Below are 21,673 nucleotides of genomic sequence, written 5' to 3'. Positions count from 1 at the left end.
TGCCTGAGACGGCTTCACCACAACGCGATCGACGCTGCCGCCACCACCCGGCGAAATACCTCGATCGCCTTGTCCACCTCGGCTTCACTGGTAAACCGCCCAATACTCACCCGCACGCTCTTGCGCGCCTGTTGCTCATCCAGCCCCAAGGCCAACAACACATGCGACGCCGCATTGCTCGCCGAGTTGCACGCCGAGGTGGTCGATAACGCTAGCTCGTTGGCCAACGCGGCGCTGTTGAAGCCCGGGGCTTCGATGCACAGGTTCAGGGTGTGCGGGATGCGCTGGGTGGCGCAGCCATTGAGGCGCACTCCGGGCAACGCCAGCAGCCCTTCGCGCAATTGCCCTGCGAGCTGCTCGATGCGCTGATGTTCGCTGTCACCGGGCTGGCCGGCGAGGGCGAAGGCGCTGCCCATGCCGACGATCTGATGGGTCGGCAACGTTCCGGAACGCAGCCCGCGTTCATGCCCGCCACCGTGAATCTGCGCACGCATCAGGTCGCGTGCACGCGGGCCGACGTACAGCGCGCCGATGCCTTTGGGCCCGTACACCTTGTGCGCCGAGAACGACACCAGGTCGACCGCCATGGCCCGCAAATCGATGGCCAGCTTGCCCACCGCCTGGGCCGCATCCACGTGCAGCAGTGCGCCATGGGCGCGCACCCGCTCGCCGATGGCGGCGAAATCGGTGATGGTGCCCAACTCGTTGTTGACCGCCATTAGTGAGACCAGCCGGGTATCGGCGCGCAATGCGGCCTGCACATCGTAGGGCTGGATCAGGCCGGCGGCGTCCGGTGCCAGGCGTGTAACCTCCCAGCCCAGGCGCTCCAGCTCGTTGACGGTGTCGAGCACGGCTTTATGCTCCAACTGGCTGGTGATCAGGTGGCCCGGCTGGCCGAGGCCCTGGGCGATGCCTTTCAGTGCGAGATTGTTGGATTCGGTAGCGCCCGAGGTCCACACCAGTTCATCGGCGTTGGCGCCGACACGTTCAGCCACTTGCTGTCGGGCCTGTTCGACGGCCTCGCGGGCGCTCTGGCCGTAGGCGTGGCCCGATGATGCTGGGTTGCCGAAGTTAACCTGGCGCCCAAGGCAGGTGAGCATGGTTTCGATGACTCGGTCATCGACCGGTGTAGTAGCGGCGTAGTCGAAATAGAGCGGGGCGCTGGGCATGCTGGCAGATCCTGAGATGTCATCGTGGAGTCGACGATCGATGCAGCAAGCGTACCTGCGCGGTCGAAGAAGATTTTCTCCCATTTACTCAAATTCACCCGGCTAACCCAATAAATTTTCTCCAATAAAGATGCAATGGAGAAAACAAATTCTGTCCTAGGCCGGCTCAAGTGCACGTTCTTCCTCAGCTATCACCCGCTCGCACAACTCGATGATCTGTTCGCGCATCCAGCGGTTGGCAGGGTCCTGGTCGGTGCTTTCATGCCAATAGAGGTGCGTTTCCAGCGCCGGCACGTCTACTGGCAACGGGTGGTAGCGCAGCTGATGGCGGCGGGCGAAACGTTCCGGCACGGTCATCGCCATGTCCGTCTGCTGCAGCACTTGCGAGGCCATCAGGTAATGCTGCGAACGCAGCGCGACCTTGCGTTGCACGCCCATCTTGCCCAGTGCCAGGTCGACGTAGCCCAAGCCGTTGCGGCGGCTGGAGATATGGATATGAGTCATGCCAAGGTAGCTGTCGAGGGTCAGTTTGGCCTCGGCCAGCGGGTGGCCCTGGCGCAGTGCGCAAACGTAGCGGTCCTGCATCAGCTTGACGTGACGCACCTGAGGGTCGGTGTTCAGCGGTGCGTCGACGGCAAAGTCCAGGCGGCCGGCAGCCAGCTCCTTAGTGGTCTCGCGGCGCTTGCACAAAAAGCTCTCGATCAACACGGCCGGTGCCAGCCGGCGCAGGCGTTGGAACAACGGCGGCAGGATAACCGCCTCGGTAAGGTCGGTCATGCTGATGCGGAAGGTCTTGTTAGCCTGTTGCGGGTTGAAGATGCGGCTTTCCTGCACCGAGGTGCGCAGCAGCGCCAGGGCGTTGCGCACCGGGCCGATGATGTTCTGTGCCATGGGCGTGGGCACCATGCCCTGGGCGGTACGCACGAACAGGGGGTCGTTGAAGGTTTCTCGCAAACGCGACAGCGCGTTGGACACCGCCGGCTGAGTAATGCCGACGATCTGCCCGGCGCGGGTCAGGTTGGCTTCGGTGTAGATCGCATCGAAGACGATGAACAGGTTGAGGTCGACCTTGCTGAGGTTCATGCGCGCCGCTCTTTGTTGGAATTATTGCCCGATCATATATCGGTTATGAATGTTTATACACGTAGAAAATAGACTAGGTAGATTTAGGTGCGCTGCTCTAGGCTCTGCCCATGTACTTCGAACCGTGAAGGTAGCCCCGATGGATTTCGCCTATTCGCCCAAGGTCCAGGCACTGCGCGAGCGCGTCACTGCGTTCATGGATGCCCATGTCTATCCCGCCGAACCGGTGTTCGAGCGCCAGGTTGCCGAGGGCGACCGCTGGCAACCCACCGCGATCATGGAGGAGCTCAAGGCCAAGGCCCGCGCCGAGGGCCTGTGGAACCTGTTCTTGCCCGAATCGGAGTACGGCGCCGGCTTGACCAACCTGGAATACGCGCCGCTGGCAGAGATCATGGGCCGTTCGCTGCTGGGGCCGGAGCCGTTCAACTGCTCGGCGCCGGACACCGGCAACATGGAGGTGCTGGTGCGCTATGGCAGCGAGGCGCAGAAGCGCCAGTGGCTGGAGCCGCTGCTGCGGGGCGAGATTCGCTCGGCATTCGCCATGACCGAACCGGACGTAGCCTCCTCGGACGCCACCAACATGGCCGCCACCGCGGTGCGTGATGGTGACGAGTGGGTGATCAACGGCCGCAAGTGGTGGACCTCCGGCGCCTGCGACCCGCGTTGCAAGGTAATGATCTTCATGGGGCTCTCAGACCCGGAAGGTCCGCGCCACCAGCAGCACTCGATGGTGCTGGTGCCCACCGATGCGCCGGGGGTGAAGATCGTCCGGCCGTTGCCGGTGTTCGGTTACGACGACGCCCCGCATGGTCATGCCGAGGTGCTGTTCGAGCATGTGCGTGTACCTTACGACAACGTGATCCTCGGCGAAGGGCGCGGCTTTGAGATCGCTCAGGGGCGACTCGGGCCAGGCCGCATCCACCACTGCATGCGTTCGGTGGGCATGGCCGAGCGGGCGCTGGAGCTGATGTGCAAACGCTCTGTGGAGCGCACGGCCTTTGGTAAGCCGTTGGCGCGCCTGGGCGGCAACGTCGACAAGATCGCCGACTCGCGCATGGAAATCGACATGGCCCGGCTGCTGACCCTGAAGGCGGCGTACATGATGGACACGGTGGGCAACAAGATCGCGCGCAGCGAAATTGCACAGATCAAGGTCGTCGCGCCCAATGTGGCTTTGAAGGTGATCGACCGGGCCATCCAGATGCATGGCGGGGCAGGGGTGAGCGGGGATTTCCCGCTGGCTTATATGTATGCCATGCAGCGCACCCTGCGGTTGGCCGATGGGCCGGATGAGGTGCACCGTGCGGCGATTGGCAAGTATGAAATCGGCAAGTATGTGCCGGTGGAGATGTTGCGCAGTTCCAGATGAAGCTGATGGCCTTCTCGCCGGTGTCGCGGCGAGAAGGCCATCAACCATTCACTGCGCCTTGAGATCCAGAACCAGGTCCTTGGCCGCCTTGGTCGCCAGAACGCTCATGAGCTTGCTCATTTCGTCCTGACGGCCGATGCCGGTTTCTGCGCTGCCGCCCATCATTACACTGGGAACCGGGGCTCGTGCCGCCGCCTCGGCCCAGGAGCGATTGATCTTCACCAATGCATCGAGCTTGCTCTGCAGGGCGCCGTCGGCCTTGATCGATACTTCACGAGCATGGGCTTCGGCATCAGCAGTTATACGGGTCGCCTCGGCATTGACCCGGGCTTTGTCACGCAGCAGCTCGGCAGTTTGCTTATCGATCTCGGCCCGCCGCTTTTCCCGCTCTGCATTGATCAGCGTCAGTTGCTTTTCTGTCTCGGCGGCAGTGGTGCGTTCGATCTGCTGGCGCAGGCTTTCCTGGCGCTTGGCTTCGACATCCTTGGCGCCGCGAGCTGAGACAAGCTGCTTTTCCTCTTCTTCCTTGAGCCGGTTTTGTCGCGCCACCGCCAGCTCCGCCAACGCCTGTTGCACTCGAACCATCCGTTGCTGATATTGCGGATTGGGGTCGATATGCGTTACTCGAGCATCGACGACTTCAACGCCGAACAGCCGGAATTGTTGCTGCTTGCGCAACTCCTGGCCGTTCTTGTCGAGCTTCTTCTCGATGATGAAACGGGTGGCAGAGTTATCGCCGAAGCTGCCCTGTTCCGTGCCGGCCTGAAGGATGGCGGTCTGCGCTGGGAAATTATCGCGCTGTACGCGAATTTCTTTGCGGCTGGTCAGATACAAGCCATTGCGCAGCTGATTCTCGAATTCGGCGCCGAAATGGCTGCGGTTACCCGCGTAGTAGTCATCGGCGCTCATCAACGAAGCAGTGGCCTGCAGGGTTTCCTTGACTGCCGGCAGTAGCGCACGTTGCAGGAAGTTGTCCGGCGTGCGGTATTCCTGAGCGATCTTCAGAAAATCGTCACCCGACGGCAGGCGAAACTGAGTACTGAATTCGGCTTTGGCGTCGACATTACCGAGGAACACGATCGGCAAATTTTCCAGTGTTATCGACGGGTGGCCTCTACGGGCTTCGTCCCCGCCGTCCATCTGCAGGGAAGACTGCACACCGATGGTACGGCGCCATACGGTGCTGCGGCCGAACCACTGGGTGGCATAGCCCACGTCCTCAACCACTTTCTCTTCGCCGAAAATCGTGCGCACGTGGGTCATCTGGCCCGCTTCGTTGTAGAACATGACCTGATTGAACAATGCTGCGAAACCGCCTATCACGAGAGCGGGAATAGCCACTGCGGCTACTACTTTACGGTTGATGCGGAATTGGGTGAAGTCGGGTAATGGAAGCTTTTGCATGGGAATTCCTTATCCGGGGAATACCCATGCTGGCTGAGCTCGTAGTCTACGGAAAGTCTGCAGAATCGACTTGCGATGTAGGAATAAAGAATTTTGGTGTGATGAAATATACTTCCGGCTCTTGCCCCTACTTGCCGCTCACCTGTTTGCTATTTGGACCTTGATCCACATGCGCCTTTTCTTCCGTCGGGTTTTTTCCCCGCGTCTTGATAAGCGAAACCAGCACCCCGCCCAGCAACAACCCGAAGGTGACCCCCAGTGAGAGCAACGCCGGCACCTTGCCCACCATGCCGTGGTAGAAGATTTTGCAGCCAATGAAGATCAACACCAGCGCCAACGCGTACTTGAGATAGACAAATCGGTGCATCAACGCCGACAAGGCAAAGTACAGCGAGCGCAGCCCCAGAATGGCAAAGATGTTCGACGTATAGACGATGAACGGATCCTGGGTAATGGCAAAGATTGCCGGCACGCTGTCGACCGCAAACACCAGGTCAGCCAGCTCGATCAGCACCAGGGCCAGGAACAGCGGCGTAGCGTAACGCAAGGCTTTGCTCTCGTCCGGCGGGGTCAGTCGAACGAAGAAGTGCGAGCCATGAATCTGGTCGGTCACGCGCATGTGTCGCCTGACGAACTTCAGCACCGGGTTGTTGGCCAGGTCCACGTGGCTATCTTCCTTCGACAGGGCCATCTTCACCCCGGTGAACAGCAGGAACGCGCCGAAGATATACAACACCCATTCGAAATTCTGCACCAGTGTCGCGCCCACGCCGATCATGATCGCGCGCAGGAACACCACGCCGAGGATGCCCCAGAACAGCACGCGGTGCTGGTAGCGGCGGGGGATGGCGAAGAAGCCGAAGATCATCGCCATGACGAACACGTTGTCCATCGACAACGATTGCTCGACCAGGAACCCGGTGTAGAACTCCAGCGCCGACTGGGCGCCCAGTTCGTACCAGACCCACGCGCCGAACAGCACGCCCACGCTGAAATAGCCTGAATACAGCAGCAGGCTTTCGCGCATTTCGATTTCACGGTCCTGACGATGCAGCACGCCCAGGTCGAGGACCAGCAGGCCGATGACGATCGCCAGGAATACCAGCCACAACCAGGTGCTGGTGCCGAGGAATGGATGGGTGAGGAATGCGTGTAGAGCCGTCATGAGCCCCTCCTTGATTGTCGACGTTGCATGGCAACAGTGATCCGACATGGCGGCGCGGTAGCCGTCAGAGGGGCCCGGTATCACATGATTTTGAGCCTAGACCCGTTTGCGGGTGATGCCGAATGGTGAGCTGTTACATTTCTTTGCCAGGGCGCGCGGATCAATAAACCCACACTTCGACCCGCCGGTTACGCAACCGCCCTTGTTCCAGATCATTCCCCGCCACGGGCAATTCATCGCCCATGCCCGTCACTTCCAGCACCTCGACCCCGTCACGGGCCAGCTCACGGCGAACCGCCTGGGCCCGCAAGCGCGAAAGCAGTGCAGCACGGCCTGGTGTTTCCTTGGGGTCGCCAAAGCCCACCAACACCGCCTTGCTTTGCAGCTTGTTGGCCTGGCGCAAATAGTCGGCAACCCGCTGCACATCGCGCAGGGCTTTGTTGTCCAGGCTCGCGCTGCCTTCCTGGAAGCGGAAGTTGACGCTCAGGCGCTGCGCTTGCTGTGCCAGATTGCGGTAGCGCGGCGGCATGTCGGCCTGCGCCGCTACGGATAGGGACTTGACCTGCTGCGAAACGAACCCCTGCTCGGCGACGATGGCCTGGCCGGCCGGGCTCTGGGCGAATTCAGCAAGGCCCTTGGCCTGGGGTTTGGCATTGGCGGGCAGATAGAAGTACAGCCGGCGTGACAGCGGGTAGTCTTCGCTGGCCACCAGCGAGCGGTCCGGGAGCATGGCCGGTGCATCGCCTTCTGCAATCGCCAGTACCTTAGCTCCGTGCACGGCGGCCAGGCTGCTGAAGCCAATGGCCTGGCGATCGGCGCTGACTGTTTCGGCCAGCGTATCGCTGGATTCGTAGCGCAGGGCGCGGTCGGCCAGTTCGCCATGGTGCGGTTCGAGCACCAGCGCCTTGAACGTTTCGAAGGTGCCGGAGCGATCGTCGCGGGCATACAGGTGGATCGCGCCACCCGCCACACCCAGTTGTTCCCAACGCTCGATCTGTCCAGAGAAAATTTGCGCCAGTTGCGCGATAGTCAGCTGCGGCAAAGGGTTGTCGGGATGGACGATCACCGCCACGCCATCCAGGCCGATGACCTGTTCGGAACTGGCTGCGCGAAGGTCACCCAGCGCCTTGAGCTGGCGCACTTCGGCATCGCTGATGGGGCGGGAGGCGGCGGCCAGGTCGGCCTCGCCACGGCCCAACGCGGCAAAACCGGTGCTCGACCCGTGCGCCGCAATGTCGATGCTCAGCACCTGGCCTTGAGCATCGCGGGCGTTGATCACGGTTTCATTCGCAACCGACCCTGGCAGCTGCTCGATGGCCGTTGCCTGCTGTGCCCACAGCTGGCCCTGCACCAGGGCCGGCAGCAGGGCGGCGCCGATGGTGTTGGAGCCTTGCACGCGCAGGTGCACCGGCTCGGCCAGGGCCGTCAGGGGAAGCAGGGGAAGCAGCAAGAGCATCAGGCGAAGCATGCCGGGCAACCTTTGGCACAGGGTTGCCCGGCAGATTACGACGGTAGCGTGACCGAAATGTGACGGTAAGGCGGCGCGCTCAGCCTTTGCTGTCCAGCAACCGCTGATAGCGCGACAGGCTCTCTTCCAAGTGCTTGCGCAATGCCGTGCGAGCGCTGGACACATCGCCCATGCTGATCGCCGAGAGGATAGCGCCATGCTCGCGGCCGATCTTCTTGATATGCGCCTGGCGATTCTTGCCGGTGACCTGGCCATGCTTGAGGTTCAGGTCGAGGATGATGTCCGGCCCCAGCGCTTCGAGCAGTTGGGTGAAGTGCGGGTTGTTGGTGGCGCGGGCGATAGCCAGGTGGAATTCGAAGTCGGCCTTGGCTTCCTCCTCTTCGGTGGCGCCGTCCAGCGAGTTGAAGCGGTCGAAGGCTTCGGTGATCTGCGCCATGCTGGCGGGGCTGCGGCGTTCGGCGGCGCGAGCCACCGATTCGGTTTCGATCCCCAGGCGCAGTTCCAGAATCTGCGCAGCGGCGCGCACGTCATCGACCGCGCTGTCGAGGGCGAAGCCGATGCGCTTGACGTCCTGCTCGACCACGAACACGCCCACACCCTGGCGAGCGATCAGGCGCCCGCCCAGGCGCAGCGAGGCCACTGCCTCTCGGATCACCGGGCGACTGACGTTGAATTCCTTGCACAGCTCCTGCTCGGACGGCAGCTTGGCGCCCGGCCCGTAGGTGCCGTTGTCGATCCGGCTGGACAGCTCCTGGATAACGGTTTCCGCCAGGTTGGCGCGGCGCGTGCCTAACGACGCATTCATAGAAAAGTTGCTCCTGAAACTGATTGGCTCATCACGGGTGTTCTCCGGCAGGTTGAGCGCAGCCCGATAGCCCCTTTGCGGGATCCGTAGCCAACCAGCGGTGAGTTGTAGCCATAGGTTATCAAATATCTGACCTGCTGATCAGGCGCTTGCTTATTGCCCTGTAGTGCACGTTTGCCGAGCCGCGTTGTTTTCACGACTCCCGTAGTATACAGCCATTGACAGTTGCCTGCTGACTGTTATCTTACAAGTGCGATGGCGTATCGGCCAATTCGCAAGCGGTAAGCGATGTCGAGGTTCGTCCAAATACAACTGGGAGCTGAGCATGAATAAGAACAACGCAGGGCCTGTAGCCCTCGCGACCGCGGTAACCTTGCTGATGGCCATGGGAACGGCGAACGCAGCAGATGCTGAAGTGGTCAGGATTGGCTTCGCCGGTCCATTGACCGGGCCTTCGGCGCACCAGGGACAGGACGTCGAACACGGTATCCAGATAGCGGTAGAGGAGGCCAATCAACAGCAACTGAAAATCGGTGACAAACCCGTCCAGTTCAAGCTGGTTTCCGAGGACGATGTCGCCGACCCGCGCACCGGCACGGCCGTGGCGCAGCGCCTGGTGGACTCGAAAGTGGCGGTGGTGATAGGCCACTACAACTCCGGCACCAGCATCCCTGCCTCGAAAATCTATGCCGCAGCCGGTATCCCGCAGATCTCGCCTTCGGCCACCAACCCGGCGCTGACTCGCCAAGGTATTGCGTCAGTGTTCCGCGTGGTCAACGACGACGCGACCCTGGGCCGCTACGCCGGCAACTACTTGGTCGGCAAGCTCGACGCCAAGCGCATCGCCATCTTCGATGACCGCACCGCCTACGGCCAGGGCCTGGCCGACGAGGTGACCAAGGCGGTCAAGGCTGCAGGCGGCAATGTAGTGGTGCGCGAATACACCAACGACAAGTCCACCGACTTCAATGCCATTCTCACCACCGCCAAGGCGCAGAAAGCCGATGCAGTGTTCTTCGCTGCCCTCGACTACCAGGCCGCGCCCATGGCCAAGCAGATGAAGAACCTGGGCCTGAAGGCGCGCTTCATGAACATCGGCAACCTGCCCAACGACTCCTTCAAGCAGATGGCTGGCAGCGCCGCCGAAGGCACTTATGCCTGGAACTACGGCACACCGCTGCTGGAAATGCCCAAGGGCGCGGCCTTCGAGCAGAAGCTCAAGGACAAGTTCGGGGTTGGCGTGGTGCAGTCGTCGCCGGCCGCCTACGACGCCACCTGGGCGGCGATCACTGCCATGGTCAAGGCCGGCTCCGCCGATCCCAAGCAGTACCTGCCGGTACTCAAGCGCGAAAGCTACGACGGCGTGACTGGCACCATCGCCTTCGACGAACAGGGCAACCTGAAAAGCCCGGCGGCGACCGTGTTCCAGTTCGCCGACGGCGGCTGGAAGACCTTGTCGGTCGAACGCGACTGAGCAGCACCCCATAACAAGCGGGCACAGCCCGCGACATAACAAGAAGACTTTTCCCACCTGCCAGGCCAGTCGGCGTGTGGCGCTCTGGCGTCGCGCGCCGACGACAACGCAGTTTCGAGGATTCAGCTCGTGGACGGTAATTTCGATATCTTGTTGCAACAGGTCCTCAACGGCCTGGTGCTGGGCAGCATCTACGCCCTGGTAGCCCTGGGCTACACCATGGTCTACGGCATCATTGGCCTGATCAACTTCGCCCATGGCGAAGTGGTGATGGTCGGCGCCATGGTGACCATTTCGGTACTGACGATGCTCGCCGGCGCAGGCTTTGCCCCCGGCATCATCACCTTGCTGTTGGCAATCATGGCCGCCGTGGTGGTGTGCATGCTGCTCGCCCAGGGCATGGAAAAGTATGCCTATCGGCCGCTGCGCAAGGCCCCGCGGCTGACCCCGCTGATCCTTGCCATCGGCATCTCCATCGTCCTGCAGAACCTGGCGATGATGATCTGGGGACGCGGCTACAAGACCTTCCCGGAAGTGGTCGAAACCCACCCGGTGGACGTGTTCGGTGCCACGGTCACCAACGTGCAGTTGTCGATCATGCTGATCGCCGTGGTGATCATGCTCGGGCTCTGGCTGCTGGTGGACAAGACCCGTCTGGGCAAGGCCATGCGCGCCACCGCGCAGAACCAGGAAGTGGCCGGGCTGATGGGCATCAACATCAACCGGGTGATCAGTGCGACTTTCCTCATCGGCGCCAGCCTGGGCGCCATCGCCGGGGTGATGCGCGCGGTCAACTACGGCCAGGCCGACGCCTACATGGGCCTGCTGCTGGGCCTAAAAGCGTTCTCGGCGGCGGTGCTCGGCGGTATCGGCAACCTGTTCGGGGCGATGGCCGGCGGCTTGCTGCTGGGGCTGATCGAATCGCTGGCAGCAGGCTACACCGGGCAACTCACCGGCGGTTTCCTGGGGGCCAACTACCAGGACATCTTCGCCTTCGCGGTTCTGATCCTGGTGCTGCTCATGCGGCCCAACGGCCTGCTTGGCGAACGCCAGGCCGACCGCGCCTGAGGGGCTTGCCATGAAAAACCTCAAGAGTCACTACCTGCTGTTGATCCTCGGCTTCATCGCCTTGCCGTTCCTGGTCGAGGCCATCCCCATGCTCGGCCCGACCTGGGTGCGCATCCTTGGCTTCGCGATGCTCTACGTGCTGCTGGCGCTGGGCCTGAACATCGTCATCGGCTACGCCGGCCTGCTCGACATGGGCTACATCGGCTTCTACGCCATCGGTGCCTACCTGTATGCATTGCTGGCCTCGCCGCACTTGCATATGGCCGGCCTTGCCAACGGTGTGCTGGACTGGCCGCTGTGGGTGATCATCCCGCTGGCCGCAGTGGCTGCGGCGATCTGTGGGGTGTTGATCGGTGCGCCGGTGCTCAAGCTGCGCGGCGACTACCTGGCCATCGTCACCCTCGGCTTCGGCGAGATCATCCGCATCTTCATGAACAACCTGGACCAGCCGGTGAACCTCACCAACGGCCCCCAGGGCATCAGCGACATCGCCCCGCTGCATGTGGATGGCGGGCCGTGGATGCATGCGGCGGGCGAGGGCGCAGCGCCGCTGTTGTCGTTGCAGCAGAGCTGGAGCCTGTTCGGCCTGCAGGTGTCGCCGGTGATCAGCTACTACCTGTTCTTCCTGGCCATCGTCATCCTCTGCATCGTGCTCTCCAAGCGCCTCGAGGTGTCGCGCATCGGCCGGGCCTGGATGGCCCTGCGCGAGGACGAAGTAGCCGCCGAGGCCATGGGCCTGAACAAGCGCAACCTCAAGCTGCTGGCGTTCGCCATGGGCGCCACCTTTGGTGGCGTGTCGGGCGTGCTGTTCGCAAGCTACCAGGGCTTCGTCAGCCCCGAGTCGTTCACCCTGATGGAGTCGATCATGGTGCTGGCGATGGTAGTGCTTGGCGGCATGGGCTCGATTCGCGGCGTGGTGCTGGGCGCGTTGATTCTGTCGGTGATGCCCGAGCTGTTCCGCGACCTGGTCAACTGGGTACAGCCGTGGGTGATGGACAACGTCACCTTCATCAGCCGCGACATCCTGCGCAACGTGCTGGATGCCTCGACCCTACGCATGCTGGTGTTCGGCCTGGCGTTGATCCTGGTCATGCGCTTTCGCCCCGAAGGCCTATGGCCTTCCGACCGGCGCCGGGCCGAGCTGCACGACGGCGATCCACAACCGGCGCCGGTCGCTGCAGCACTGAGCACCGCCGTGCAGGCACCGGTCAGCGAGCCTTCCTTCGAACTCCCGAGCCAACAGGCGGACAAGGCATGAGCGACATCCTTCTCGAGTTGCACCAGGTCAGCAAATTTTTCGGCGGCCTACAGGCCCTGCACGGCATCGACCTGAGCATCCGCCGTGGTGAGATTCGCGGCCTGCTGGGCCCCAACGGCGCCGGCAAGACCACCCTGTTCAACGTGCTCACTGGGTTGTACCGGGCCGAGCAGGGGCGGGTGGTGTTCGACGGCAAGCCGCTGCGCATCAGCAAGCCGCACAAGGTGGTGGAGGCTGGTATCTCGCGCACCTTCCAGAACATCCGCTTGTTCCACAACATGACCGCCCTGGAAAACGTGATGATCGGCCGCCATGTGCGCACCCGTAGTGGTGTGTTCGGCGCCATCCTGCGCACCCCGGCCTGCGTGCGCGAGGAACGCGAGATTCGCCAGGCCGCGCGCCATTGGCTGGATTACGTAGGCATCGCGCACCTGGCCGGCGAGCTGGCCAGGAACCTCTCCTACGGCGACCAGCGCCGCCTGGAAATCGCCCGCGCGCTGGCCACCGAGCCCAAGCTGATCGCCCTCGACGAGCCGGCGGCCGGCATGAACGCCTCGGAAACCGAGGGCCTGCGCCAGCTGATGTGCAAGATGCAGGGCGACGGCAAGACGGTGTTGCTGATCGAGCATGACGTGAAACTGGTCATGGGCCTGTGCGACCACATCACCGTGCTGGAATTCGGCCGCAAGATCGCCGACGGCCTGCCTGCCGATGTGCGCAAGGACCCAAAGGTGATCGAGGCTTACCTCGGCGCGGAGGCAGTGGCATGAAGAACATTCTCGAAGTGCATGACCTGAAGGTGGCCTATGGCGCCATCCAGGCGATCAAGGGCATCGACCTGAAGGTGGGCGAGGGCGAGATGGTCGCGCTGATCGGAGCCAACGGCGCTGGCAAGACCACCACCCTCAAGACCCTGGCCGGGCTGCTCAAGCCCAACGCCGGGAAGATCACCTTCGACGGCAAGGCGCACGCGGCGATCAAGGGCCATGACCTGATCCGCGAAGGGCTGGCGCTGGTGCCGGAGGGCAGGGGTATCTTCCCCAAGCTGACGGTGCACGAAAACCTCGAAATGGGCGCCTACTCGCGGCGCGACGGCAAGGACGCGATCGATGCCGATATCGAGCGCATGTACGGCATCTTCCCGCGCCTGAAGGAGCGCGCCTTCCAGTTGGCCGGGACGATGTCCGGCGGTGAACAGCAGATGCTGGCGATCTCGCGCGCATTGATGGGCAGGCCCAAGCTGCTGTTGCTGGACGAGCCGTCCATGGGCCTGGCGCCAATCATCGTGCAGAAGATCTTCGAGACCATCGTCGAGGTGGTCAAGGGCGGAGTGACCTTGCTGCTGGTCGAGCAGAACGCCCGATTGGCACTGCAGACCTGCGAGCGCGCCTACGTGATCGACGGTGGGCGCATTTCGCTGGAAGGCTGCGCCAATGCCCTGCTGCACGATGACCAGGTGAAGAAGGCCTACCTGGGCGAGTGATTCATGCTCCTGGCCTGCGGGCGAGGGGGTTATGCTGAATGCTCGGCAGGCTTCACTGGCCTCTTCGCGGGCAAGCCCGCTTCCACAGGGACAGTGTGATCCTGAGGACTACATGGTCCCTGTGGAAGCGGGCTTGCCCGCGAAGAGGCCGGCAGCCCCGGCCGAGTCTCCAAGAAGGTTTACTCGATGTCGCTTCAAAAAACCTCACCATCCGCATTGCAACACGGCCTGACTTCGCGCCAGGTGTCCATGATCTCCATCGCCGGCATCATCGGTGCCGGGCTGTTCATCGGCTCGTCCAAGGCGATTGCCTCGGCTGGCCCGGCCATCCTCATTTCCTATGCCTTGACCGGCCTGCTGGTGCTGCTGGTCATGCGCATGCTCGGCGAGATGGCGGTGGCCAACCCGAACAGCGGTTCATTTTCCACCTATGCCGGCGAAGCCATCGGGCCTTGGGCCGGGTTTACCATTGGCTGGCTGTACTGGTGGTTCTGGGTGCTGATCATCCCCGTCGAGGCCATTGCCGGTGCCGATATCCTTCACGCGTGGTTCCCTGCGGTACCGTCCTGGCTGTTCGCGTTCCTGATCATGGCGCTGCTGGCCTGCAGCAACCTGGTCAGCGTGAAGAACTTCGGTGAGTTCGAATTCTGGTTCGCACTGATCAAAGTGTTGGCAATCGCCGCCTTCATCGCCGTGGGCGGCCTGGCGGTGCTGGGTTTTTGGCCATTGGCGAATGTCTCGGGCGTCAGTCAGCTGTGGGCCAACGGTGGCTTCGTGCCCAACGGCTGGGGGGCGGTGCTGGGCGGTGTGCTGATCACCATCTTCTGCTTCTTCGGCGCGGAAGTGGTGACCATCGCTGCCGGCGAGACTGCCAACCCGAAAGAGAAAATCCGCCGGGCGACCAACCTGGTGGTGTACCGCATTGCGATTTTCTACCTGCTCTCGATCTTCCTGGTGGTCGCGCTGGTGCCCTGGAATGACCCGGCGTTGAACACCGTGGGCTCGTTCCAGCGGGTGCTGGAAATCCTCAACGTGCCGGGCGCCAAGTTGGTGATCGATTTGGTGGTGTTGGTGGCCGTGACCAGCTGCATGAACTCCGGGCTGTACACGGCGTCACGCATGCTTTATTCCCTTGGCGCACGCGGTGAAGCGCTGCCGTTGACCAAGCGGGTGTCGGCCAGTGGCGTGCCGGTGGCGGCGGTGCTGCTGTCGACTTTGGCCGGGTTCGCTGGCTGCCTGGTCAACTATGTCTTCCCGGGCAAGGTGTTCAGCTTCTTGCTCTCAACTACAGGGTCGATCGCGCTGTTGGTTTATCTAGTGATCGCCGTTTCCCAATTGCGCATGCGTGCACGGGCGGAACGTGAAGGCATGCCGTTGGCCTTCAAGATGTGGCTGTTCCCCTGGCTGACCTGGTTGGTGATCAGCGCCATATTGCTGGTGCTGGGTTACATGCTGTTCAGCGATGCCTATCGTTACGAGGCGCTGATGACGGGGGGCGTGACCGGGTTCATTTTATTGGTGTGCGTGACCCGGCGCCGACTGGGGCTGGTGCACAGCCCTAGGTATGCGGAACGGGCTTGACCTGCGCGCCACCGGCATACTCCGGCTTCAAATGCCCCTGTTCATCCAGCAAGTAGGCATCCATCACCTCGCGCACCACCGGCCCAGCCACTCGGCCACCGGCCTCACCGTTCTCGATCATCACCGCCACCACCACGCTGGGGTGGTCGGCGGGGGCGAAGCCGACGAACAGGGCGTTGTCGCGGTGGCGCTCCAGGGTCTTGTTGCGGTTGTAGCGCTCGCCTTGCTTGATCGCCACCACCTGCGCCGTGCCGCTCTTGCCAGCAATGCGGTACTGGGCGCCGGCGGCGGCGGCGCGAGCGATGCCGCGCGGGTCGTGCATGACCATCTGCATGCCCTGGCTGACCTGGTCCCAGGCATGCCGGTCGTGCAGCACGATGTCAGGCATGGGGTTGGGGTCGACCGGGGTTTCGCCGCCCACGCTCATGGCCAGGTGCGGGCGGTGCCACACGCCTTTGCTGGCCAGCAGGCTGGTGGCTTGCGCCAACTGCAGCGGGGTGACCTGCATGTAGCCCTGGCCGATACCGAGGATCAGCGTTTCGCCGGGGAACCAGGCCTGGCGGCGGGTAGCGCGCTTCCACTGGGCCGAAGGCATGAGCCCTGCGGCCTCTTCGTTCATGTCCAGCGAGACCTTCTGGCCCAGGCCGAATTCGGACATGTAGTCGTGCAGGCGGTCGATGCCGAGCTTGTGCGCCAGGTCGTAGAAGTAGGTGTCGTTGGAGCGCATGATGGCGGTGTACATGTCTACCCAGCCATCGCCGCTGCGGTTCCAGTTGCGGTATTTGTGGTCGTAGTTGGGCAGCTCGTAGTAGCCGGGGTCGAACACCCGGTTGCCGGGGGTGATCACGCCGCTGTCGAGGCCGGCGATGGCCACTTCCGGTTTCACCGTCGAACCCGGTGCATACAGCCCGCGCAGCACGCGGTTGAACAGCGGCCGGTCGATCGAGTCGCGCAGGGCGGCGTACTGCTTGAAGCTGATGCCCTTGACGAACAGGTTGGGGTCGAAGCTGGGGTTGCTGACCATCGCCAGTACGTCGCCGTTGGCCGGGTCGAGCACCACCACCGAACCCCGGCGGTCGCCCAGGGCCTTCTCGGCGGCCACTTGCAGGTGGCTGTCGATGCTCAGGATGATGTCCTTGCCGGGGATCGGCGCCTGGTGGTTGAGCACGCGCATCACCCGGCCCTGGGCGTTGGTTTCGACTTCTTCGTATCCGACATGGCCGTGTAGCTGGGCTTCGTAGAAGTGTTCGATGCCGGTCTTGCCGATCGACTGGGTGCCGCGGTATTCGGTGCTGTCGAGGGTCTTGGCTTCTTTTTCGTTGATGCGCCCGACATAGCCGACCGAGTGGGCAAAGTGCTCGGCCAGGGGGTATTCGCGGATGAACTGCGGCTCGACGTCCAGCCCGGGCAGGCGGAACTGGTTCACCGCCACCAGGGCGATCTGTTCCTCGGTCAGGCCGACCATCAGGGTCACCGGCTCGAACGGCTTGCGACCGCGGCGCAGGTCCTTGTCGAACTGCTTGCGGTCGTCATCGCCCAGGCTCAGTACGTGCGCCAGTTCATCGAGTACCTTGGCCGAGTCACCGGCGCGCTCGCGGGTCATGGTCAGGTCGAAGCTGGGCTTGTTGTCGGCCAGCACCACGCCGTTGCGGTCGTAGATCAGCCCGCGCTCGGGGGCGATGGGCAGCACGTGCACGCGGTTGTTTTCCGACACCGCCGTCTGCTGGTCGTGTTGCAGCACCTGCAGCACGTACAGGCGGCCGACCAGGACGGCGACCAGGCTGAAGACCAGGGCTGCGCAGGCCAGCAGCCGGCGGTTGACCAGGGTCTTTTCCTTTTCGTGGTCCTTGAGGGGGATCGGTTGGGGCATGGGCAGTGGTGTGTCGGCTGAACGCGAAAGCTGTGGGAGCCGGCTTGCCGGCGATACGCCAGGCCAGCCAACATGGATGTAGACGAGTGCAATGCACTCGAATCGCCGGCAAGCCGGCTCCCACAAGGATGCGGGGCGGCGATGCTACGCGGGCTGGCGCCGGCCCTCAAGGCAAGCGCCGCCGCCGCAGTCGCCGCGCCCGGCGTTTCACCCCGCGATAAGGGCGTTCACCGTGAATATGAAGATTTGTTCATGCGCCCTGTACGAGGTAGCCAACCGCTGCTGTAGCGCAAAAGCGCTCGACCTGTACTAGGGTGAAGCAGTGCTGCATCCACCGTGCGCCCAAGGGCCTGGCACCCACAGGCCCCATGGAGCGGTAATAGGCCTACCTGGAGAATCCGATGGTACCTATTCCTGTCAGACGGGATTTCTCCCGTGCGCTGCTGGACGTGTTCATTCGTGCCGGGCTGGTCGCGGCACTGGTGGTCACCTGTTACGAAGTCTTCCACCCCTTCCTTGGCCTGATGCTCTGGGCGGTGATCCTGGCGATCACCTTCTATCCCTTGCACGGCCGGCTGCGCCATCGTCTGGGGCTCAAGCCCGGGCATGCCGCTACCCTTATCGTGGTGGTGACCCTGTTGATTCTGATGGTGCCGGTCTACCTGCTGGCGGTGTCCATCGGCGAGTCGGTGCGTGCGGGCCTGGAGCTTTTCGAAAGTGGCGCGTGGCACATTCCACCGGCCAACCCAGACGTACAGACCTGGCCATTGATCGGGCCCCAGCTGTTCGCCCTGTGGCAGCAGGCGGCGACCGATGTCAGCAGCCTGGCGCAAAGCGTAGCACCCCACCTCAAAGGCTTTGGCATGGTCGTACTGGGCAAGCTGGCCGGCGTGGGCACGGGCTTTCTGCTGTTTCTCGGTGCGCTGATACTGTCGGGCATCGTCATGGCCTACGGCGACAACGGCGAACGCAGCGCAGTGCGTATCGGCACGCGGATTTCCGGGCCGCAGCGCGGCCCAGAGATCGCCGCACTGTGCACTGCGACCATCCGTGCGGTGGCCCAGGGTGTGGTCGGCATCGCCTTCGTGCAGATGGTGCTGGTGGGTGTCGGGTTCGTGGTCATGGGCATCCCCGGCGCCGGTCTGCTGGCACTGGTAGTGCTGCTGTTGGGGATCATGCAACTGCCGGTGCTGCTGATTACCTTGCCGGTGGTGTGCTTCGTGTTCTTCACCGAGGGCGTCAGCGTCGCCAGTGTGGTGTTCGCCGTGTACAGCATATTGGCGGGCATGGCCGACAACATCCTCAAACCCTTGCTGCTGGGGCGCGGGGTGAACGTACCGATGCCGGTGGTGCTGATCGGCGCCTTGGGCGGCATGGTCGCTGGCGGCATCATTGGCCTGTTCATCGGGCCGGTGATCCTGGCGGTTGGCTACATGCTGTTCTGGCAGTGGGTCGATGACGGGCCAGCCAGCGCTCCCGTGGCACCGGTCGAGCCAGATTGATCATGGGGCCAGCGTTGCTTCGCGTGTTGTGGGTGCTGTTGGCCCTGCTGCCTGCGATGGGGCAGGGCAACGACGCCGCCACCCTTACCCCCGCTGGCTTACCCGCTGAGCCCGCGGAGCTGACGATCGCCAACCGCAGCATATTCACCTTCCACGCCACCTTGCTTGGGGAAACCCCGGCTGCCCGGGCTCAGCGGGCCACAGCGGTGATCGAAGAAGCGCTGCGGGGCACCGACGAACTGAACGTCAGCCTCGACCCGCTGCAAAGCAGTTATCTGGTGCTGCTGGGCAACCGGCGCGCCTTCATCATCGCGCCGCAGGACCTGGAGCTGAGCGGCGCCGACACCCGCGATGCCGCCGAGCAGGCCGCTGCGGTGCTGCGCCAGGTGGTCGACGAGTCTGGCGAGGCGCGCAACCTGCATTTTCTGCTCAAGGCCTTTGGCTTGTCGGCCCTGGCCACGCTGATTTTCCTGGTGCTGGTCAAGGCCGCCAACCTGGCCCGACGCAAGCTGCGCGGGCGTTTGCCGCAGTTGATGCGCGAGCGGGCCCGACAGATTCGCGTCGGCCAGATGCCGCTGTTCGACATGCAATACGTCTACCGGATCATCGACCGCCTGCTGGGCCTGTTCTATTGGGTGGTGGTGTTGTTGCTGGGCTACCAGTGGCTGAGTTTGGTGCTCTCGCAGTTCCCCTATACCCGGCCGTGGGGCGAGAGACTCAACGTGCACCTGCTCGACCTGCTGCGATACCTGCTCGATGGCATCCTCCAGGCCATCCCGGGGATTGCCGTAGCCATCCTGATCTTTTTCATCGCCCGCGGCATCAGTGGCTTTAGCCGGCGCGTGCTGGAGCGCATGGCACGGCCGGGCACCCTCAACTGGCTGACCGAAGAAACCCTGCAGCCAACCGTGCGGCTGACGTCGCTAGCTATTTGGCTGTTCGCGCTGGTGATGGCCTACCCGTACCTCCCAGGCTCGGGGACCGACGCGTTCAAAGGCCTGTCTGTATTGCTCGGGCTGATGATCTCGCTGGGCGCCTCCAGCATGGTCGGGCAGGCGGCGGCGGGGTTGATCCTGACCTATTCGCGCACCTTGAAAACCGGCGAGTACGTGCGGGTCGGCGACAACGAGGGGACGGTGACCGAAGTAGGGATGTTCAACACCACCATCCGCACCGGCCTGGGCGAGGTGCTGACCTTGCCCAACTCGATGATCACCGGTTCCGTCACGCGCAACTATTCACGAGCGGTGCAGGGCCGTGGCTACATCGTCGATACCGTGGTGACCATCGGCTACGACACGCCCTGGCGGCAGGTAGAAGCGATGCTGGTGGCGGCGGCCCAGCGCACCGAGGGCATTCTCGACACGCCCAAGCCGCAGGTGTTTCAGACCGGGCTGTCGGACTTCTACCCCGAATACCGCCTGGTAGCCCAGGCCGTGCCCAGCGAGCCGCGGCCGCGCGCGGAGCTATTGAGCCTGCTGCATGCCAACATTCAGGACGTGTTCAACGAATACGGCGTGCAGATCATGTCGCCACATTACCTGGGTGACCCCGCACAGGAGAAATGGGTGCCCCGGGACAAGTGGTACACGGCACCGGCGAAAGGGCAAAGCGCGGATGAGCCTTGAGTAACCACTGCAGGGGCGACCCTGCAGTGGTAGGGGGGTTATTTTCTCAAGGCCTGGAACGAACTGACCATGTCTTTGGCCCAGCCGTCGAGCACGGCCTTGGCGTCTTTGGCCTGCATGACTTGTGACGAGTTTTCCAGTTCGGTACCAGCCCCTTTGCGCACAACCTCGGCGACCACCTCATTGGTGTCACCGTCCAGGAAAGCGGCCTCGGTGGCGATGCTGGTGTCCTGGTCACGAATCCCGGTCGCGGTGCTGATGCCCGCAGCCACCAGCGCAATCGGGATCACTTCATACGGCCGCAGGCTTTTGGTCTTGGCGCTCACGGCGGTGATCGCCGGGCGCACCACCAATACCCCAGGGCCAGGGCTGGTGGCCAGCGGCAAGACCTGCGAGAAGTGGTTCTTGAGGGTCTGGTCGTAATAGCCGGTGATGCCCTGCAACGTCGACTGCGGGACTTTCTCGGTCGGTTGCGGTTTGGGATAGAGCTGGCTGGGCTCAATGTACACGCTGCGGTAGTGCTTGGCGTCCACGCCAGGCTTGATCCAGCGCATGACCGGTGCACCCGAGGGCGATTTGTCCTCTTTCAGGACGCTGTAGTCCTTGAGAAAGCCCGAATACTGATCGGACTCCACATACTTGCTAGCGCAGCCCTGCAGCATGAGCGTTGCCAGGCACAGCGATGCAGCCAACGACTTGGTGTTCATGCAGCTTCTCCTTCTCACAATGATCGGTGCCGTGCGGGGTCACTTCAGAAACGCCAGGTCGCGCCGCCGCCGACGATGTGCAGAGCGCTGTTGTCTAACTGCCGGACAACGAATTGCCAGAGCGCGCCTTGGTCTGCTCGACGTCCATGTCGCCGAGCCAGACCAGGGTATAGGCCAGGTGCAGATCGAGGCCCTCGTCGACCTGGTGGTTGACCCCAGCCGCGAACCGCCAGGCTTCGCCCATGGGGTTGTCGACCGTGCGGTCCTTGTCATCGACCGCCGAGCTGTCGTAGCCCAGCCCCATGCTCCAGCGCCACTGTGGGGTTGCCTGGTATTGCGCACCTAGCGAGGCGTGCCAGGTGTCCTTGTACTTGCGGTCGACGGTGCGGCTGGTGCCACCGGCATTGCTGTCGACCTCGACGCCGACGTCGCCAAATGAGGATGCCGCCCGCCCACGCGTCATTGCCATAAAGCAGCGCTGTAAAGGCCATAACAAGGGCGTGCTTGCCAAGCTCACGCGGGCGGTAGCTCATTTCACACGCTCCTGACCAGCGACCGCTGTTTATCAGACTTGATACTTTAGACGACGCACCTTGTCGCGCAAGTTTGGCCGGGCCAGGCAACAAACACGCACGCCTG

17 protein-coding genes and 1 pseudogene are annotated in these 21,673 nt (G+C 63.0%); 9 read left to right on the top strand and 9 right to left on the bottom strand.

The features are described from left to right. Nucleotides 1-14: 14 nt before the first annotated feature. Both ACZ6YA_RS19465 and ACZ6YA_RS19460 read right to left on the bottom strand, forming a co-directional pair. Entirely contained in the window at nt 15-1,169 is a 1,155-nt protein-coding gene (locus ACZ6YA_RS19465) for a cysteine desulfurase family protein (RefSeq protein ID WP_465898720.1), read from the bottom strand. A gap of 156 nt (nt 1,170-1,325) precedes the next feature. Continuing rightward, nucleotides 1,326-2,252, bottom strand: coding sequence for a LysR family transcriptional regulator (locus ACZ6YA_RS19460; protein WP_465898719.1), 927 nt, complete (start codon nt 2,250-2,252; stop codon nt 1,326-1,328). A gap of 139 nt (nt 2,253-2,391) precedes the next feature. On the opposite strand from ACZ6YA_RS19460, the gene ACZ6YA_RS19455 reads away from it, so the two are divergent. Continuing rightward, nucleotides 2,392-3,621, top strand: coding sequence for an acyl-CoA dehydrogenase (locus ACZ6YA_RS19455; protein WP_465898718.1), 1,230 nt, complete (start codon nt 2,392-2,394; stop codon nt 3,619-3,621). A 48-nt stretch (nt 3,622-3,669) separates the two neighbouring features. On the opposite strand, the gene ACZ6YA_RS19450 is transcribed toward ACZ6YA_RS19455, so the two are convergent. The 4 genes from ACZ6YA_RS19450 to ACZ6YA_RS19435 all read right to left on the bottom strand — a co-directional run bounded on the left by ACZ6YA_RS19450 (nt 3,670) and on the right by ACZ6YA_RS19435 (nt 8,463). Beyond that, nucleotides 3,670-5,025, bottom strand: coding sequence for an SPFH domain-containing protein (locus ACZ6YA_RS19450; RefSeq protein ID WP_465898717.1), 1,356 nt, complete (start codon nt 5,023-5,025; stop codon nt 3,670-3,672). Between the two features lie 127 nt (nt 5,026-5,152). Beyond that, nucleotides 5,153-6,190, bottom strand: coding sequence for a TerC family protein (locus ACZ6YA_RS19445; protein WP_465898716.1), 1,038 nt, complete (start codon nt 6,188-6,190; stop codon nt 5,153-5,155). Between the two features lie 160 nt (nt 6,191-6,350). Beyond that, nucleotides 6,351-7,658, bottom strand: a complete 1,308-nt coding sequence (locus ACZ6YA_RS19440) for a substrate-binding domain-containing protein (protein WP_465898715.1) — start codon at nt 7,656-7,658, stop codon at nt 6,351-6,353. 79 nt (nt 7,659-7,737) lie between these two features. Continuing rightward, entirely contained in the window at nt 7,738-8,463 is a 726-nt protein-coding gene (locus tag ACZ6YA_RS19435) for a FadR/GntR family transcriptional regulator (protein WP_465898714.1), read from the bottom strand. Nucleotides 8,464-8,788: 325 nt separating this feature from the next. Between ACZ6YA_RS19435 and ACZ6YA_RS19430 the strand changes: the two genes are divergently transcribed. The 6 genes from ACZ6YA_RS19430 (at nt 8,789) to ACZ6YA_RS19405 (ending at nt 15,327) form a co-directional block, all read left to right on the top strand. Then, nucleotides 8,789-9,937 (top strand): branched-chain amino acid ABC transporter substrate-binding protein, encoded by a 1,149-nt coding sequence (locus ACZ6YA_RS19430; protein WP_465898713.1) that lies wholly within the window; start codon nt 8,789-8,791, stop codon nt 9,935-9,937. Between the two features lie 129 nt (nt 9,938-10,066). After that, complete coding sequence (locus ACZ6YA_RS19425) at nt 10,067-11,005, top strand: branched-chain amino acid ABC transporter permease (RefSeq protein ID WP_465898712.1); 939 nt, start codon at nt 10,067-10,069, stop codon at nt 11,003-11,005. A gap of 10 nt (nt 11,006-11,015) precedes the next feature. After that, nucleotides 11,016-12,263 (top strand): ABC transporter permease subunit, encoded by a 1,248-nt coding sequence (locus tag ACZ6YA_RS19420; RefSeq protein ID WP_465898711.1) that lies wholly within the window; start codon nt 11,016-11,018, stop codon nt 12,261-12,263. Continuing rightward, complete coding sequence (locus ACZ6YA_RS19415; protein ID WP_465898710.1) at nt 12,260-13,033, top strand: ABC transporter ATP-binding protein; 774 nt, start codon at nt 12,260-12,262, stop codon at nt 13,031-13,033. Before ACZ6YA_RS19420 ends, ACZ6YA_RS19415 begins: the two co-directional genes overlap by 4 nt. Further along, complete coding sequence (locus ACZ6YA_RS19410; protein ID WP_465898709.1) at nt 13,030-13,746, top strand: ABC transporter ATP-binding protein; 717 nt, start codon at nt 13,030-13,032, stop codon at nt 13,744-13,746. The genes ACZ6YA_RS19415 and ACZ6YA_RS19410 overlap by 4 nt, the downstream gene beginning before the upstream one ends. Nucleotides 13,747-13,932: 186 nt before the next feature. Then, nucleotides 13,933-15,327, top strand: a complete 1,395-nt coding sequence (locus tag ACZ6YA_RS19405; protein WP_465898708.1) for an amino acid permease — start codon at nt 13,933-13,935, stop codon at nt 15,325-15,327. Here the strand turns inward: ACZ6YA_RS19405 and mrdA are convergent. Next, nucleotides 15,305-17,197, bottom strand: coding sequence for a penicillin-binding protein 2 (gene mrdA / locus ACZ6YA_RS19400; protein WP_465898707.1), 1,893 nt, complete (start codon nt 17,195-17,197; stop codon nt 15,305-15,307). The two genes, ACZ6YA_RS19405 and mrdA, sit on opposite strands and share 23 nt — an antisense overlap. A 401-nt stretch (nt 17,198-17,598) precedes the next feature. Between mrdA and ACZ6YA_RS19395 the strand changes: the two genes are divergently transcribed. Beyond that, nucleotides 17,599-18,699: an AI-2E family transporter gene (locus ACZ6YA_RS19395; protein ID WP_465898706.1), complete on the top strand. Its 1,101-nt coding sequence runs from the start codon at nt 17,599-17,601 to the stop codon at nt 18,697-18,699. Nucleotides 18,700-18,755: 56 nt separating this feature from the next. Beyond that, nucleotides 18,756-20,327: a mechanosensitive ion channel family protein gene (locus ACZ6YA_RS19390; protein ID WP_465898800.1), complete on the top strand. Its 1,572-nt coding sequence runs from the start codon at nt 18,756-18,758 to the stop codon at nt 20,325-20,327. Between the two features lie 38 nt (nt 20,328-20,365). Here the strand turns inward: ACZ6YA_RS19390 and ACZ6YA_RS19385 are convergent, their stop codons facing one another. Beyond that, nucleotides 20,366-21,034, bottom strand: coding sequence for a DUF3313 domain-containing protein (locus tag ACZ6YA_RS19385; RefSeq protein WP_465898705.1), 669 nt, complete (start codon nt 21,032-21,034; stop codon nt 20,366-20,368). A 44-nt stretch (nt 21,035-21,078) separates the two neighbouring features. Next, nucleotides 21,079-21,476, bottom strand: a pseudogene (locus ACZ6YA_RS19380) (OmpP1/FadL family transporter); the annotation flags it as partial. Nucleotides 21,477-21,673: the final 197 nt, after the last annotated feature.

It is taken from the genome of Pseudomonas sp. NPDC090752, from assembly GCF_055584805.1.
This window is presented reverse-complemented; position numbering and strand designations above follow the sequence as displayed.

Coding starts and splice junctions, on each gene's coding strand:
- ACZ6YA_RS19450 (WP_465898717.1), bottom strand. CDS start 5,025: ATGCAAAAGCTTCCATTACCCGACTTCACCCAATTCCGCATCAACCGT.
- ACZ6YA_RS19445 (WP_465898716.1), bottom strand. CDS start 6,190: ATGACGGCTCTACACGCATTCCTCACCCATCCATTCCTCGGCACCAGC.
- ACZ6YA_RS19410 (WP_465898709.1), top strand. CDS start 13,030: ATGAAGAACATTCTCGAAGTGCATGACCTGAAGGTGGCCTATGGCGCC.
- ACZ6YA_RS19385 (WP_465898705.1), bottom strand. CDS start 21,034: ATGAACACCAAGTCGTTGGCTGCATCGCTGTGCCTGGCAACGCTCATG.
- ACZ6YA_RS19395 (WP_465898706.1), top strand. CDS start 17,599: ATGGTACCTATTCCTGTCAGACGGGATTTCTCCCGTGCGCTGCTGGAC.
- ACZ6YA_RS19390 (WP_465898800.1), top strand. CDS start 18,756: ATGGGGCAGGGCAACGACGCCGCCACCCTTACCCCCGCTGGCTTACCC.
- ACZ6YA_RS19455 (WP_465898718.1), top strand. CDS start 2,392: ATGGATTTCGCCTATTCGCCCAAGGTCCAGGCACTGCGCGAGCGCGTC.
- mrdA (WP_465898707.1), bottom strand. CDS start 17,197: ATGCCCCAACCGATCCCCCTCAAGGACCACGAAAAGGAAAAGACCCTG.
- ACZ6YA_RS19460 (WP_465898719.1), bottom strand. CDS start 2,252: ATGAACCTCAGCAAGGTCGACCTCAACCTGTTCATCGTCTTCGATGCG.
- ACZ6YA_RS19405 (WP_465898708.1), top strand. CDS start 13,933: ATGTCGCTTCAAAAAACCTCACCATCCGCATTGCAACACGGCCTGACT.
- ACZ6YA_RS19435 (WP_465898714.1), bottom strand. CDS start 8,463: ATGAATGCGTCGTTAGGCACGCGCCGCGCCAACCTGGCGGAAACCGTT.
- ACZ6YA_RS19420 (WP_465898711.1), top strand. CDS start 11,016: ATGAAAAACCTCAAGAGTCACTACCTGCTGTTGATCCTCGGCTTCATC.
- ACZ6YA_RS19465 (WP_465898720.1), bottom strand. CDS start 1,169: ATGCCCAGCGCCCCGCTCTATTTCGACTACGCCGCTACTACACCGGTC.
- ACZ6YA_RS19430 (WP_465898713.1), top strand. CDS start 8,789: ATGAATAAGAACAACGCAGGGCCTGTAGCCCTCGCGACCGCGGTAACC.
- ACZ6YA_RS19440 (WP_465898715.1), bottom strand. CDS start 7,658: ATGCTTCGCCTGATGCTCTTGCTGCTTCCCCTGCTTCCCCTGACGGCC.
- ACZ6YA_RS19415 (WP_465898710.1), top strand. CDS start 12,260: ATGAGCGACATCCTTCTCGAGTTGCACCAGGTCAGCAAATTTTTCGGC.